We start from the raw sequence: 14,646 nt of genomic DNA on the forward strand, positions 1-14,646 counted from the left end.
CCCTCGTCGTTGCCGGGGAGGTGGGTCTGCCCTGCGGCGGGGTGGGGCTTGTCGCGGTGGCGGGATGTGGTGTCGTGCCGTGACGGCGGCCGGGCGTTGGTCGCCGTCACGGCAGGACGCGGGGCCTACTTCGCGCTGTCGGCCAGGCCGAGGGCGTACTTGGGCCACCAGGCGCCCGCCTTGGGGCCGCCCTTGCAGGTGCCGTCCGACTCGCCGGGGCGCTTGATCCACAGGTAGGCGGCTATCTGCGGGTCGCCGGTCTTGGTGGTGGGCGGGGTGCCCAGGGCGCGGCCGGGTGGGTTGCACCAGTTTTCCGGGTCGTCGCCGCCGGGGGCCGGGCCGTTGCCGTTGCGGCTGGTGTCGATGACGAAGGGCTTGCCGCCGACCATGGCGGACAGCTTCTTGCCGTACTTCGTGTTCTCCGCGGTGGTCTGGTAGTTGGAGATGTTCAGCGCGAAGCCGTCGGCTCGGTCGATGCCGGCCCGCTTGAGCGGTTCGACCATCCGGCCCGCGTCCTTGATCCAGTGGGGGTTGCCGGCGTCCAGATAGACCTTGGTGTGCGGCAGCGCCTTGAGCTTGCCGACCGCCTCCGTCAGCAGGGCGTAGCGCTCCTCGTGGAACTGCTGCGGGGTGCACTTGTCCGCGATGTGCGGCAGGGCGTCGGGCTCCAGGATCACGGTGGTGGCGCGGTCGCCGATGCCCTTGAGCACCCCGTCCAGCCAGGAGCGGTACGCGTTGCCGTCGGCGGCGCCGCCCTTGGAGTAGCTGCCGCAGTCGCGGTGCGGGATGTTGTAGAGCACCAGCAGCGCCTCGCGGTCGGCCTTGGCGGCCGCCTCGGTGAAGCCACGGGCCTCGCCTTGAGGGTCGTCGATGCCTATCCATTCGGCGACCGGCTGCGTCGCGATCTTGTTGACCAGACGGGCGTCGCCGGATTTGCCGTCCTTGCCGTACGCGGACACCTGACGGGCCGCCTTGCTGTCCGGGTTGACCCAGAACGGGGTGACGGCCTTGGGGCGTTGGCCCGGTTTGCCCGGCACGCTGCCGTCACCGTCGCCGCCGGACGAGGAGCAGCCGGCGACCAGCAACAGGGCCAGCGCACCCACCGCCGCCCTCGCCGATGCCACACCGGCATGCGCGGAGCGCCGCCGGCCGTCGCGGGACCCGCCCGTCGGACCGACCCCGGCCATCCGTCGCAGATTGCCGTACATCCACTCCCCCCTCGGAGCATGAACACGGAACATGGTCGGCAGGGGACCACCGGCCGCATCCATCGTGGCACACGCCCGACTTGCCCGGGTCGGCCTGTGGACAGCCTGACTACCGATCGTCCACAGGCCGCTGTTGGCGCCGGCCCGGGTGGCAGTTGTGGTGGCTGTGGTGGTTGGGGCGGCTGTGGTTGTGGCTGTGGCGGCTCAGTGTGCCCCGGCGTGCGGGGGTTGCTGGTAGGACGTCAGGTAGGCCGAAACCACGGTGACGGTTGCGGCGTTGCCGCCATGCCGTCCGGGGTCACGGTCGCGGCTGCCGTCGTCGGTGATCAGGCGGAGTTCGGAGCGGCTCCGGTCGTGGGCGGCGTATGCCTTGCGCGGGTCGAAGCGGTGACGGTCGTAGAGCTGGATGTCTTCGACGGTGAAGCGTGCGGTGCTGCCGTCGGCGCGCTGGATGTCCACCCTGTCCCCCGGCTTGAGGCGGGGCAGACGGTGGAAGACGGCCGGCTGGGCGTCAGGGGCGCGGTCGGCGCCGGCACGGGCCACGAGCAGCGCCGCGCCCGCCTCGCCCGGTTGCGGCCCTTCGGCGTACCAGCCGACGGGCTCCGGGGAGGTGTACGGGGGCGGGGTGAGCATGCCGTCCCCGTCGAGGCCTCGTCCGGTGATAGCGGCACCCCGTACACCGAGCGCATCGATGGTGATCCGGACGGGCCGTGCGGTTGTGGCGGCCGTTACCGGGGCGTGCGCATGCGGCGGTGCCTGTCGGCCCAACGGGCGCCCGGCGGCGGCGACATCACCGGTCGTGGCGAGCTGCGCGGCGACCCCATCCATCAGATCGCGGCCCCACAGCCACAGCCCCAACAGCAACACCGCCCAGGCCACACCGGCGAGCAGCTGCCCGGGGCGGTGGGCGGGGCCGGAACGGTGGACGGGGGCGGGACGGTGGACGGGGGCGGGGGCGGGGCCAGGGCGAGAGCCAGAGGCAGGGGTGCGGTGGGGGGCAGGGTCGGGGTCAGCGGCGGTATCGGGGGCGGGGTGGCGGGCGGGGCCGGTTCCCCTACTGGGAGCGGGGGCGGGGCTGGTAGCCGCATCGGGAGCGGGGGAGACATGAGTGCCGAGTAGGGCAAAGGTGTGGAGCGTCTTATGGGTGCCGCGGGTGCCATGGGTGCCGGGCGGGCAGGATGCGCCCGGCCCTCTGGATACCCCGGGTACGGCGCTCGTGCCGTGTACGTCGCCGCCGCCTGGGCCGGATACGCCAGGTCTGGCAGTCACCCCGACCGCGCCCGCCCGCCCGTCTTCGTCAGCGCTCATCGGCGTCGCCCCGGCGCTCGCGGCGCAGTCTCAGCCGGAGCCGGAGCAGCTGCCCCGCGATGACCAGGATGGCGCCGCCGGCCAGGACCAGGCCCACGGCCGAGGTGCTGCTCAGCTCGTCGCTCGATGCGGCTTTGGCTGCCTTGGCTGCCTTGGTGGCTTTGGCGGGCTGGGGCAGGGACCGGGCAGGGTGTACGGCCGCCGCGTCGGCCGGCATGGCCCGCGAAGGGTGGGAAAGGTGGGAAGGGTGGACCGCTGCCGCATCGGCCTGCACCGTCCGCGCAGCGTGACCGGCCACCGCTCCGGCCACCGCTCCGGCCTGCACCGTTCGCGCAGCGAGCGAGGTCCGGCCGGTGCCGCTCGGGCAGGCGGCGGTGCGCGGATGTGAGAGGGATACCGAGCCGGAACGGATGCGGCCGGTGCCTGCGGTCATGCCCGCGGCGGCCCGGGTGAGCGGCGCCGCGTCGTGGAAGGCCGCAGAGCGGACGGTGGCCCGCCCGGCGGCGCAGCCGGTGCCCCGCAAGGTGACCGTGCCGCGTGGGGTGGCCGGGGCGGGATGGGCCAGGACCGTTGCGGTTCCGGTTGCGGCCCCGGTGGCGCGTTCGTCCCCGCCGTACGCGGGCGCCGTCGTCACCGCGCACGCCGCGACCGCGGCACAGAGAGCAAGTTGCCGTGAGCGCATGGTGAACCTCCGATAACTCCGAAGGTCCGCCCACGCGAGCCCGGCCGCATCCGGTGCGGTCCGAGGCTGCGCCGTTCGGGTGGGGCCCACGGGCCACCGGCCGTCCACGGCCGGAGCGGGCCGCGGACCGGGCAGCGAACCCGGCCCGCAGGCCAGCCGTCGGGCCGTCGGGGGCGGCGGGGCGGCGGAACGGCGGGCCGTCGGGCCGGAACAGCCCGCCGGCGGTCAGACCGGCTCCCCCACGAGCGACGCCGAGACGATGGGCCCGGTGCTCACACCGGGCCCAGCCCCCTCACACCAGGTCAATGAGATCCGCGATCGAGTCCACCACGCGGGAGGGCCGGAACGGGTGCCGTTCGATCTCCTCGGGGCGGGTGAGACCCGTCAGCACGAGGAAGGTCTCCATGCCCGCCTCCAGGCCGGCCAGCACATCGGTGTCCATCCGGTCACCGATCATCGCCGAGGTCTCCGAATGGGCGCCGATGACGTTCAGTCCGTGCCGCATCATCAGCGGGTTGGGCTTGCCGACGAAGTACGGGTCGACGCCGGTCGCCTTGGTGATCAGTGCGGCCACCGAGCCGGTCGCGGGCAGCGCGCCCTGCGGCGAGGGGCCGGTCTCGTCGGGGTTGGTGGCGATGAACCGGGCCCCGTCGTTGATCAGCCGGATCGCCTTCGTCAGGGCCTCGAAGCTGTAGGTGCGGGTCTCCCCGAGGACCACGTAATCCGGGGAGTGGTCGGTCAGGACGTAGCCGATGTCGTGCAGGGCGGTGGTCAGGCCCGCCTCGCCGATGCAGTAGGCGGTGCCGCAGGGGCGCTGGTCGTCCAGGAACTGGGCGGTGGCCAGCGCGGAGGTCCAGATCGACTCCCACGGCACGTCCAGGCCGATGCGGTTCAGCCGGGCGTGCAGGTCACGCGGGGTGTAGATGGAGTTGTTGGTCAGCACGAGAAAGGGCTTGCCCGATTCGCGCAGCCGCTTGATGAAGGCGTCCGCGCCGGGAACCGGAATGCCCTCGTGCATCAGGACGCCGTCCATGTCGGTGAGCCATGACTCGATCGGCTTGCGCTCTGCCACTGCCGGACTCCTGCCGTGCGTGAGGACCAGGGGCGCCGACCGCCTCCCGCACGCGCCGTGGACCGCGCGAACGGACCCGCGCGCCGTGCGTACGGCCGACGCCCCCACCCTAAGTCAGCCGCCGGGCACCTGACCCGGGCCGTCGCCCCGGCCTTCCACCGGCGGGACAGCGCCGATGCCCCGGCTCTCGGCAACCCGCAGAACGTCGCGCAGCGCCTCGGCCAGCCGTTCGGCCAGAAAGCGCAGCTCACGGTTCGAGACGCGGCGGTCGTCGAGCAGGGCCCTCGCGTGACCGAGTAACGCGGCCCCCATCGCGAGCTGCACCGCTTCCACCTCGTCAGCGAGGCGCGATACGGGACCGTTCCCGTCTCCTATGAGGTAGCAGGACTTGCCCCCAGGGTCGGACCACGGAAGCAATCGGGCCTGTTGCCGGTGAGAGAAATACATGGTGGACCACCGCCTCACTTCGGGGTGCTGACTCGCCAGAAGGTATCGCTATTCGCGAATAGCAGCCAGGATTACCGCACTCAGGCTTGTCACTTGTTCCGTAAGGCAGCACAGTTGTCCGGTCGGAGGACAATCGACCGTGCCGGAGGATGCCGTGAACAGCGCCGAGTGGGTCACCACGTCCGTGCCGTATCTGGCCCCGCGGGAACCGGGGCAGCGCGACGCCTGGAGCGCCGAGACCGCGGCCAGGGGCCGCCGGGGCAGCCAGCGCATCGTGCAGGCGGGGGAAGTGGCCGCGCCCGGCGAGATCGCGGAGCTGCTGGGGGTGGAGCCGGGCGGTCTCGTCGTCGTGCGGCGGCGCGTCATGTATCTCGACGGGCGGCCCTGCGAGTTGACGGACACCTACTACCCACTGGGCATCGCCCGGGGCACCCGGCTCGCCGGGACGGCGAAGATCGCCGGCGGGGCGGTCACGCTCCTCGCCGAGCTCGGCCACGTCGGCGTGCGGGCCCGTGAGGACGTCTCCGCGCGGCTGCCGAGCGACGAGGAGGCCACGGCCCTGGAAGCTGAACCGTCCCAGCCGGTACTCCAGTTGCTCCGGCTCACCCTCGACGCGCGGGACCGGCCCGTCCAGGCGGACAGAATGGTGATGCCCGCGCGGCTCCAGCGGCTGCGCTACGACGTGAGGATCGGATGACCGACGTGACCGGTGACAGCGCCGACACCTTCGACAACCGCCCGCTGCACGAGCGTATCGCCGCCGACCTGCGTGACGAGATCATGAACGGTGACCTCGCACCGGGCGCCAAGCTGCCGTCCACGGCCCGGCTCAAGGAGCGGTTCGCGGCCTCGAACGCCACCGTGCAGAAGGCGCTGGGGCTGCTCAAGCAGGAGCGCCTGGTCGTCGGGCGCGCCGGATCAGCCGTCACCGTACGCGAACACCGGCAGCGGACGATGCGTCCGGCCGCCTACATGGCCCCGGCGGACAGCGGCGACCGGTACCGCTGGCTCACCGAGGCGGAGAAACTCGGATCGCAGGCGCGGAGCAAGCTGCTCCGGGTCGCGGAGGCGGCGCCGCCCGCCGATGTGTCCGCGGTGCTCGGCCTCCCGGAGGGCGGTACGGCACTGCTCCGGCACCAACTGCTGCTGATCGACGACGAACCGGTCGAACTGGTCAGCTCCTACTACCCGCTGGAGATCGCCCGTGGCACGGCCATCGCCAAGCGCCTGAAGATCAAGGGCGGGACGCCGGCCCTCCTTGCCGAGCTGGGGTATCCGCCCCGGCTCAGCGTGGACCGCGTCTCGGCGCGGGTGCCCAGCCAGGAGCAGTTCACCGCGCTGCGGCTGCCGGGTGATCTGCCCGTGCTCCGGACCCTCCGTGTCGTCCGCGGCGACGGCGACCTCCCCATCGAGGTCACGGTGATGGTCAAGGCGGGCCATCTCTACGAGCTGCAGTACGAGTTCACGGGCGAGTGAGGCCCGCGCCCACCCAAGCAGGCGAGTGGGCACGGGCAGGGGGCGTGATCAGCCCCCCGTAGCCTCCCGCCACGCCTCCACCCGCTCGTCCAGGTTCTTGTCGATGTCGTTCCAGTCCGGGCGGAAGATGTCGACGTTCTTCATGATCTTGGCGAGTTCGGTGGCGTGGGGGTCGGTGGCCTTGATGTCCTTGCGGGAGGTGAAGCCGCCGCCCACCGAGGAGACCTGGCGCTGGACGGGGGCGGAGAGCAGGTGGTCGAGGAGCTTCTTGGCGTTGGCGTTGTGGGGGGCGTTCTTGACCAGGCCGGCCGCGTACGGGAGGGCGAAGGTGGTGGGCCTGGCGCCGGGCCGGGGGGCGGGGAAGAAGATGCCCTGGTTGGGCATGGACTTCATGTTGGCGTAGTTCATCTGGACATCGCCGTTGGCCACCAGGAGTTCGCCCTTGTCCGTCTTGGGGGCGAGCTGGCCGGTGGAGGAGGACGGGCCGACGTTGTTGGCCTGGAGCTTCTTGAGGAAGTCCATGGCGGGGCGCTGGCCGCCGAAGTCGTGCAGGGCCTTGATCAGGACGGCGGTGCCGTCACCGGCGACGCCCGGTGTGGAGTACTGGAGCTTGTTCTTGAACTTGGCGTCCAGCAGGTCCTGCCAGGTGGCGGGGGCCCGCTTCAGTTCCTTCTTGTTGTAGATGAAGCAGAAGTAGTTGTTGACGATGGAGGTCCAGTTGCCGGAGGGGGACTTGTCCGCGGCGGCGACCTGGTCGGAGCCCTTGGGGCGGTAGGTGTCCAGGAGGCCCTTGCCGTCGGCCTGCTGGATGAACGGCGGGAGGGTGACGAGCACATCCGCCTTGGTGTTGGCCCGTTCGCGGGCCAGTCGCTGGACGGCGGCGCCGGAGCCGCTCTCGACGTAGTTGACCTTGATGCCGGTCTTCTTCTCGAAGTCCTTGAAGACCGTGTCGTAGAAGCCGTCGCCCTGCTCGCTCTTGAGGCCGTCGGCACTGTAGACGGTGACCTCCTTGGCGTGGGGGTCGGCGGTGGAGGCGCCGCCGCAGGCGGTGAGCGGGAGGCCGAGGGTGAGCGCGCCGCAGCAGGCGGCGAGCGGCTTGCGGAAGGGGCGGGGGCGGGAGCGGGGCATGGCGAGGTAACTCCTCAGGTGGGTGTGGGTGTTGGGGGGGGGAGGGTCGGGGTGTCCGGTGGGGTGCGGCGGGCGCGGGTCTCAGCGGTAGGAGGCCTTGGTGCGGATACGGGAGACGCCGAGGAGGACGAGCAGGGTGGCGGCCATCAGGGTCACCGCCAGGGCGGCGCCGGCGAAGAGGGCGCCGCGGTCGGTGGCGGCGAAGACCTGCACCGGCAGCGGCAGCCAGTCGGGGGGATAGAGCATCATCGTGGCGCTCAGCTCGCCCATGGACAGGGCGAAGCACAGCCCCGCGGCCGCGGTGAGGGACGGCAGCAGCAGGGGCAGTTTGACCCGCCACAGGACGTAGGCGGGGCGGGCGCCGAGGCCGGCCGCGCTCTGCTCGTAGGCCGGGTCGAGGCGGGTCAGGGCGGCGGTCACGGACTGGTAGGCGAAGGCGGTGACCAGCACGGTGTGGGCGAGGATCACGATCTGCGGGGTGCCGTTGAGCAGGAACGGGGGCCGGGAGAAGGCCACGAGGAGGGAGAGGCCGACGACCACCGAGGGGACGGCGACGGGGAGCAGGAAGAGGGCGTCGAGGAGGCGGCGGGTGCGGCGGCCCAGCTTTTCGGCGGCCAGCGCGGCCCAGGTGCCGGCGGTGAGCGCGGCGAGGCTCGCGGCCAGTGCGGTCAGGACGCTGGTGAGCAGGGCGTGCAGCGCCTCGCCGTGCGCGATGTCCTGATAGTGCTTCAGGGTCGCGCCGGAGGGCAGGGTGCCGCTCCAGCTGCTCGCGAAGGACGCGGCGACGATCACCAGCAGCGGCAGCGCGAAGACGGGCAGGAAGAGGACGAGGAAGAGGATGTGAAGGGCCCGGCGGGCGGGCCTGCTATGCACCAGCACGGTGGGGCACACCTCCTGGGCGCGGCCCGGCGCCGCCGCCCGTACGGGACATCACGGTCCGGTAGAGGGCGTAGAGCGCGACGGACAGCACGATGTTGACGACGGCGACGACGCAGGCTCCGGTGTAGTCACCGTCGAGCATGGCCTTGGTGTAGACGAGCACCGGGAGGGTGACGACGTCCTTGGCGCCGGTGAAGAGGACGATGCCGAACTCGTTGAGGCACAGCACGAGGACCAGTGCGCCGCCCGCCGCGAGCGAGGGCAGCGCCTCCGGCAGGATCACCGTCCGTACGATCCGCCACGGCCGGGCGCCCAGTGAGGCGGCGGCCTCCAGCTGACCGGTCTCCAGCTGGGAGAAGGCGGCGAGCAGCGGCCGCATCACGAACGGGGTGAAGTAGGTGACCTCGGCCAGCAGGACGCCCCAGGGGGTGTGGAGGAAGTCCAGCGGTCCATGGGCGGCGCCGGTCAGATCCGTCCACAGGCCGTTGGCCATGCCGACGGTGCCGTAGAGGAACAGCAGGGCGAGGGTGATCAGGAAGGAGGGGAAGGCGAGGAAGAGGTCGATGAAGCGGCTGAGCGCCCGGCCTCCGGGGAACGGGACGAAGGCGATCACGAGGGAGAGCGCCAGTCCGAGGAGCAGCGCGCCGGCGGTGGCGCCGACGGCGATCAGCACGGTGTTCGTCAGCGCCGTGCGGAAGGACGCCTCGGCGAGGACCTCGGCGTAGGGGGCGGTGGAGTGGCCGCCGTCCTCCGGGGTGAAGGACTGCCACACCACCAGGGCCAGCGGATAGAGGAAGACCAGGCCGAGGGCGGCGACGGGGGGCAGGGCCCGGAGGGCGGCCCCGGTCCGGCGGGGACGGGCCCGCGGGCGGGCGGGCGCCGCGGCCCGGGCCGGTGCGGTCGTCGCGGCGGCCGCCGCCGTATCCGTCCTAGGCATCGGGCGCACCGCCCTCGGCGAGTCCCGCCGGGACGATGACCGCGTCCTCGGGCGCGAAGTGCAGCGTCACCTCGTCGCCCGGTGCCGGTGCCGTGCGCAGTTCACGGACGTCGGCCAGGACGCGGTGGCCGTCGACCGTCACGCACAGACGGTGCGTCGCACCGCGCCACTGCACGTCCGTGAGTGTGCCGCGCAGTGTGTTCCGGGGGCCGGCGGTCTGCGGGCCCTCCCCCAGGCCGATGAGGTGCGGGCGCACGCAGAGGGTCGCGGTGGCGCCGTCGGCCACCTCGTCGCCTACGGGCACGGTCAGCGGCCGGCCGGCGAAGTCGACGCCGTGGCCGCGGACCGTCACCGGCAGCAGATTGGCGGTGCCGACGAAGGAGGCGGTGAACTCGGTGCGCGGGCGCCGGTAGAGCTGCTGCGGGGTGCCGCAGTCCTGCAGCCGGGCCCGGTCCAGCACCGCGATCCGGTCGGCGAGGGTCAGCGCCTCGATCTGGTCGTGGGTGACATAGAGGATCGAGACGTCGGGCAGCTCGCGGTGCAGCCGGGCGAGTTCGGCGAGCATGCCGGAGCGCAGCTGGGCGTCGAGCGCGGACAGCGGTTCGTCCAGCAGCAGCACCCCGGGGCGGATGGCGAGCGCCCGCGCGATCGCGACGCGCTGTTGCTGCCCGCCGGACAGCTCCCGCGGATGCCGGCCGGCGTAGGCGGCCATCCCGGTCATCTCCAGCGCCTCGGCGACCCGGCCGGGGATCTCGGCGCGCGGTGTCTTCTGCGCCTTGAGGCCGAAGGCGACGTTCTCGGCGACCTTCATGTGCGGGAACAGCGCGTACTGCTGGACGACCATGCCGATGCCTCGCTTGTGGGGCGGCAGCGCGGTCACGTCCCGGCCGCCGATCAGCACCCGCCCGGAGACCGGCCGGACGAATCCGGCGACCGCCCGCAGCGCGGTGGTCTTGCCGGAGCCGGACGGACCGAGCAGGGCCATCACCTCGCCCGGTTCGACGGTCAGGTCGAAGGAGTCCAGGACGGTGTGCTCGCCGTGCTTCCCGTAGGCCACGGACACCTGGTCGAAGCGGATGCCCGACGCGGCCGGGGCCGGGGCCGCGGACCGGCCGGCGGTCCGGGCGGGTGCCGTGGCGGCTGAGGCGGACATCTCACACCACTCCCAGCAGCGCGGGCAGTTCGGCGACCGAGCCGAGGACATGGGTGGCCCCGGCCGACTCCAGCTGCGCCCGGTCGTGCGCGCCGGTCAGCACGCCCGCGACGACCGAGGCGCCGGCCCGCCGCCCGGAGAGCATGTCGTACGAGGTGTCGCCGGCCACCGCGATCCGCCGGACGGAGTCGGTGGCCCCGGTGCGCAGCAGCGCGGTGAGGACCATGTCGGGGTACGGGCGGCCGCGGCCGCCGGCGTCGGCCGGGCAGAGGGTGAGCGGGACCAGGTCCTGCCAGCCGAGCGCGTCGAGAAGGGCGTCCTGGGTGACCCGGGCGAAGCCGGTGCTGAGCACGACGGTGCGTCCGGCGGCCTGCAGCGCCTCGATCGCCTCGCGGGCACCGGGGACCGGCGCGATCCGGCCGCCGTCGACCAGCTCCCCGTAGGCCGTCTCGAAGGCGGTGTTGGCGCGCCGGGCGGCGGCCTCGTCGCCGAAGAGGTGGCGGAACACGGAGATCTTGGACTCGCCCATGGTGGCCCGTACGTAGGCGAGCTTCTCGGCGTGGTCGGCGCTGCCCGGTTCGACGCCCAGGTGGCGGGCGGCGACATCGAAGGCCTGCTCGACCAGGCCGCCGTCGGCGACGGTGGTGCCGGCCATGTCGAGGACGATGAGTTGGCTGTCGCGGGGGTCGGGGGCCGCGTCGCTGTGCTGGGAGTCGGGTGCCGCGTCGCTGTGGTGGGAGTCGGGTATCAGGTCCCTGTCGCGCGGGTCGGATGTCATGTCGGGGTGTGTCAACTTCCTCACCAGCCCAGTTCGTTCGCGGTGGTTTCGGCGATGGCCGGGGCGCAGGTCATCCCGCGGCCGCCGGGCCCGGTGACCAGCCAGACGCCGTCGCGGGCCTGCTGCCGGTGCACGACACGGGTGGTGTCGGTGCACTGGGCGTAGACCCCGGCCCAGCGGTGGCGGATCCGGGGCAGCGGGCGGCCCAGGACGGACTCGACGACACCGGTCAGATGCTCGTACGGCTCCTCGACGGTGTCGAAGGCGAAGGGCGCCTCGTATTCGTGGGTGTCACCGATGGTCAGTCCGCCGTCGGCGCGCTGGACCATCAGCAGCTGCATCTTGTGTGCGGCGGCGGTCGGCGCCTGGGCCTGGCCGGCGTTGAGCGCGTCCAGGGCGTCGCTCCGGTAGGCCGGGTAGTAGCGGAAGCTGTCGGCGTCGGCGACGGAGGTGGTCAGCGGCTCGCCGAGCGGGTCGGTCTGCATCATCTGCAGCCGCACCCGGCGCACCGGCAGCTCGGGGAACAGCTCGCGCACCAGGCCGCCGAGCCAGGCGCCGGTGCACAGGAGGACGGCGTCACCGTGGTGGACCTCGCCGTGATCGTCGCGTACGGCGCGCTCGCCGACGACCTCGCGGACCTCCCGGCCTCCGAGGTAGCGGTAGCGGCCGGACTCCAGCAGCGCCGCCTTCAGGGCGCGTTGGGCGATCCGTGGTTCGACGGCGGCGTCCCGTTCGCACCACAGCGCGCCGGTGAACTCGCCGCGCAGGGCGGGGTTGAGGGTGCGGGCCTCCTCGGCGTCCAGCAGCCGGTAGCCGCGGGCGGCGGCGTCCGGGCGGCGGGCCGCGGCCTCGGCGACCGCCCGCTCGGCGGCGTTCTTGACGATGGTCAGCGAGCCGATGGCCCGGAAGCCGAGGCCGGGGACGCGCTCCCCGATGCCCTCCCACAGCTCCCGGGCCCGCAGCGCGGTGTGCAGCTCCTCGCCGCCCGCCCGGCCGCTGACCCAGATCTGCCCGAAGTTACGGACCGAGGCGCCGCGGGCCTCGGCCTCCCGCTCGATGTGCAGGACCTGATGGCCCCGCTCGACTGCGTGCCAGGCGTGCATGGTTCCCAGCACACCGGCTCCGACGACTATGACTCGCATGCCCCAGACGGTCGCGGCGGTGGGTGGCCCGTAGGGGGTGGTCCGGCGACGCGGGGGTGAACAGGGCGGCAAACCTGGCCTAGACCCGTTATCTTCTCGTGACCTTTCGGGGTGGGTTCAGGGTGCCGGGAAGGGCGGCGGCCGGGGCCGCCTCAGCGCGGTGCCGCGGTCCCCAGGTGGGTGGTGAAGGAGAACCGGTCGCCCCTGTAGAGGGAGCGCACCCGCTCCAGGGGGCGGCCCTCGGTGTCCCGCGACACCCGGTGGATCAGCAGCATCGGCAGGGCGCCCGGGGTGCCGATCAGCAGCGCCTCGCGCGGTGTGGCCAGTACGGTCTCCAGCCGCTCGTCCGCGTCGCCGAAGCCGATGCCGAGCCGCTCATGGAGGTAGGCGTAGAAGGACGAGTCCGGTTCGAAGCCGGTGGCCAGGTCCGGGGCCCGCTCGACCGCGACATAGGTGCTCTCCAGCCCGACCCGCTCGTCGTCGGCGAGCAGCACCCGCTCCATGTGCCATACGGCGTCGCCCACTTCGAGCCCCAGGTCACCGGCGAGCGCGGGCGGGCACGGGAAGCGGTCCAGGCTGACGAGGTGCCGTCCTGGCTTGCGGCCCTGGCCGCGTACGCCCTCGGTGTAGCTGGCGAGGGACAGCGGCTGCTCCAGCTTGGGGCCCGCGACGACCGTGCCGCGCCCCAGCCGGCGCAGCCGTCCCTCCAGGATCAGCTCGCGCAGCGCCTGCCGCAGCGTCTCACGGGAGACCTCGAAGCGCAGCGCCAGTTCGCGCTCGGTGGGCAGCACCTCGCCCTCGCCCAACTCCGCCAGCAGCGCGGCGATTTCGACCTTGGCCGCGTAGTACTTGGGAATGCGTCCGTGCTCGGGGACGCCGGACCGGATGGGTGCGCCAGGATCCTGGCCGTACGGGAACTCCACGGCGTGATCCTCGCATCCCGGGCCCGGCCGGGCGGCAGCGGCGGGCGGCGGGCCGGGCCGGGGGCGGCGGGCCGGGCCGGGCCAACCAGGATCCCGTCGGCCGCCGGCCGCAGGCCCCCCGGCAGCCCGCGGGCCGCGGGCCGCGGGCCGCGGCGCCGGAAGGCCGCCCCTCCGGAGGCCCGCACCACCCCCTCAGGCCACCAGAGCCGGCTGCCGCGTCCCGAACAGCGGCGCGAGTACCAGCTCCGCCGCGCCGTCCGCGACCACCCGTGCGCCGCCCCCGGCGAGCGCCACCGGGACCGCGGTCCTGCCGCGGGCGCGGGCCTGGGCATGGAGGGCCGCGGCCACACCGGTACGGAACCCGTCCGGGTTCTCCAGTACGGTGCGCCCGCCCAGCAGCACCCGGTCGATGTCCAGCAGTTCGACGAGGTTGGCGGCGCCGGTCCCCAACACCTGTGCCGCGCCCGTGAGATCGCCGCGGGCCACCGCCGCCAGGCACAGCGCCTCGATGCAGCCGCGCCGTCCGCAGCTGCACAGCGGCCCGTCCCACTGCACGGTCTGGTGCCCGAACTCCCCGGCGCCGGTACGCGGGCCCCGGTAGAGGCTGCCGCCCAGGACGAGTCCGGCGCCCAGGCCGGTGCCCAGATGCAGATACCCGAACGAGCCGGCGCCGGACGGCATCCCCTGGGCCAGGCCGAGCGCCGCCGCGTTGGTGTCCTTGTCGAGGACGACGGGCAGGCCGAGGCGTTCGGTGAGCGCGTCCCGCAGGGGGAAGCCGTCCCACTGGGGCGCGCCGGTGACCCGGTGCAGGACGCCGGCGGTGTGGTCCAGCGGGCCCGGGCAGGCCACCCCGGCACCCAGCACCGGCGGCCCGCCGGCCTCCGCGCGCAGCGCCGCGACCTCCCGTCCGGCGGTGTCGAGCACCTGCCCGGCGCCCGCCTCGAAGGCGAGCGGGGCGCGGCGTTCGGCCACCGGGGCGCCGGTGAGATCGGCGAGTACGGCGATCAGCTCATCGCGGTCCAGGTGCAGCCCGACCGCGTGCCGCGCGCCGGGGACCAGCCGCAGGACGGTGGCGGGCTTGCCGCCCGTGGAGGCCCGGCGGCCCGCCTCGGCGGCCAGGCCCTCGGTCCGCAGCCGTGCGGTGATCTTGCTGACGGCCTGCGGGGTCAGCCCGGTGTGCGCGGCGAGCTCCAGCCGGCTCACCCCCTGCTCACCGGCCGCACGGAGCAGCCCGAGCACCAGCGCGGCATTGTGACCACGCAGCGCGGGGAGGTTGACGCCGGGATTTCCCGTGGCGCCAGTACCGCCCATGGCGCCAGTACTTCCCGTGGCCCCCGGTTTCCCCATGGCCCCCGGTTTTCCCCTGGCGCCAGGATTCCCGGCGGCGGCCGGAGTGCCGCCACCTGCGCCCGGCGCCCCGTCGGTACCCGCCGCCCCGGCCCGGCCCTGGGAGATGTCATCGCTGCTCACCCACCCATTGTCCGCATCGCTTGCACTTTGGCAACAGCGTTGC

15 protein-coding genes are annotated in these 14,646 nt (G+C 73.3%); 2 read left to right on the forward strand and 13 right to left on the reverse strand.

The window, feature by feature from the left end; all coding sequences use genetic code 11:
* Nucleotides 1-125: 125 nt before the first annotated feature.
* The 5 genes from NUT86_RS15615 to NUT86_RS40655 form a co-directional block, all read right to left on the reverse strand.
* Entirely contained in the window at nucleotides 126-1,208 is a 1,083-nt protein-coding gene (locus NUT86_RS15615; protein ID WP_274740491.1) for a glycoside hydrolase family 6 protein, read from the reverse strand.
* 204 nt (nucleotides 1,209-1,412) lie between these two features.
* Complete coding sequence (locus NUT86_RS15620) at nucleotides 1,413-2,087, reverse strand: sortase domain-containing protein (protein WP_274735833.1); 675 nt, start codon at nucleotides 2,085-2,087, stop codon at nucleotides 1,413-1,415.
* Nucleotides 2,088-2,505: 418 nt separating this feature from the next.
* Nucleotides 2,506-3,198 carry a hypothetical protein gene (locus NUT86_RS15625; RefSeq protein WP_274735835.1) on the reverse strand — a complete coding sequence of 231 codons (693 nt, stop codon included), beginning with the start codon at nucleotides 3,196-3,198 and terminating at the stop codon, nucleotides 2,506-2,508.
* Nucleotides 3,199-3,490: 292 nt separating this feature from the next.
* Entirely contained in the window at nucleotides 3,491-4,270 is a 780-nt protein-coding gene (locus NUT86_RS15630) for an HAD-IIA family hydrolase (RefSeq protein ID WP_018091353.1), read from the reverse strand.
* A 114-nt stretch (nucleotides 4,271-4,384) separates the two neighbouring features.
* Entirely contained in the window at nucleotides 4,385-4,594 is a 210-nt protein-coding gene (locus NUT86_RS40655; protein ID WP_371874880.1) for a hypothetical protein, read from the reverse strand.
* A gap of 262 nt (nucleotides 4,595-4,856) precedes the next feature.
* Here NUT86_RS40655 and NUT86_RS15640 point away from each other — a divergent pair, with 262 nt between their 5' ends.
* Nucleotides 4,857-5,414: a GntR family transcriptional regulator gene (locus NUT86_RS15640; protein ID WP_371874879.1), complete on the forward strand. Its 558-nt coding sequence runs from the start codon at nucleotides 4,857-4,859 to the stop codon at nucleotides 5,412-5,414.
* Complete coding sequence (locus NUT86_RS15645) at nucleotides 5,411-6,193, forward strand: GntR family transcriptional regulator (RefSeq protein ID WP_159488160.1); 783 nt, start codon at nucleotides 5,411-5,413, stop codon at nucleotides 6,191-6,193. Before NUT86_RS15640 ends, NUT86_RS15645 begins: the two co-directional genes overlap by 4 nt.
* 48 nt (nucleotides 6,194-6,241) lie before the next feature.
* On the opposite strand, the gene NUT86_RS15650 is transcribed toward NUT86_RS15645, so the two are convergent.
* The 8 genes from NUT86_RS15650 to NUT86_RS15685 all read right to left on the reverse strand — a co-directional run bounded on the left by NUT86_RS15650 (nucleotide 6,242) and on the right by NUT86_RS15685 (nucleotide 14,444).
* Complete coding sequence (locus NUT86_RS15650; RefSeq protein ID WP_159488159.1) at nucleotides 6,242-7,321, reverse strand: 2-aminoethylphosphonate ABC transporter substrate-binding protein; 1,080 nt, start codon at nucleotides 7,319-7,321, stop codon at nucleotides 6,242-6,244.
* Between the two features lie 81 nt (nucleotides 7,322-7,402).
* Entirely contained in the window at nucleotides 7,403-8,200 is a 798-nt protein-coding gene (locus NUT86_RS15655) for an ABC transporter permease (RefSeq protein WP_274735839.1), read from the reverse strand.
* Nucleotides 8,187-9,137: a 2-aminoethylphosphonate ABC transporter permease subunit gene (locus NUT86_RS15660; RefSeq protein ID WP_274735841.1), complete on the reverse strand. Its 951-nt coding sequence runs from the start codon at nucleotides 9,135-9,137 to the stop codon at nucleotides 8,187-8,189. Before NUT86_RS15660 ends, NUT86_RS15655 begins: the two co-directional genes overlap by 14 nt.
* The gene (locus NUT86_RS15665; protein ID WP_266443032.1) at nucleotides 9,130-10,290 is read right to left on the reverse strand and encodes an ABC transporter ATP-binding protein; all 1,161 of its coding nucleotides are present in this window, start codon (nucleotides 10,288-10,290) and stop codon (nucleotides 9,130-9,132) included. Before NUT86_RS15665 ends, NUT86_RS15660 begins: the two co-directional genes overlap by 8 nt.
* Nucleotide 10,291: 1 nt before the next feature.
* Nucleotides 10,292-11,068, reverse strand: coding sequence for a phosphonatase-like hydrolase (locus NUT86_RS15670; protein WP_274735843.1), 777 nt, complete (start codon nucleotides 11,066-11,068; stop codon nucleotides 10,292-10,294).
* Nucleotides 11,069-11,088: 20 nt separating this feature from the next.
* On the reverse strand, nucleotides 11,089-12,210 hold the full coding sequence (locus NUT86_RS15675; RefSeq protein ID WP_159488155.1) for a TIGR03364 family FAD-dependent oxidoreductase: 1,122 nt from the start codon (nucleotides 12,208-12,210) through the stop codon (nucleotides 11,089-11,091).
* Nucleotides 12,211-12,362: 152 nt separating this feature from the next.
* Nucleotides 12,363-13,133, reverse strand: a complete 771-nt coding sequence (locus NUT86_RS15680) for a GntR family transcriptional regulator (protein ID WP_274735845.1) — start codon at nucleotides 13,131-13,133, stop codon at nucleotides 12,363-12,365.
* Between the two features lie 192 nt (nucleotides 13,134-13,325).
* Nucleotides 13,326-14,444, reverse strand: coding sequence for an ROK family transcriptional regulator (locus NUT86_RS15685; RefSeq protein ID WP_274735847.1), 1,119 nt, complete (start codon nucleotides 14,442-14,444; stop codon nucleotides 13,326-13,328).
* Nucleotides 14,445-14,646: the final 202 nt, after the last annotated feature.

Source organism: Streptomyces sp. G7(2002) (genome assembly GCF_028870195.1).
GTDB lineage: Bacteria > Actinomycetota > Actinomycetes > Streptomycetales > Streptomycetaceae > Streptomyces > Streptomyces nigrescens.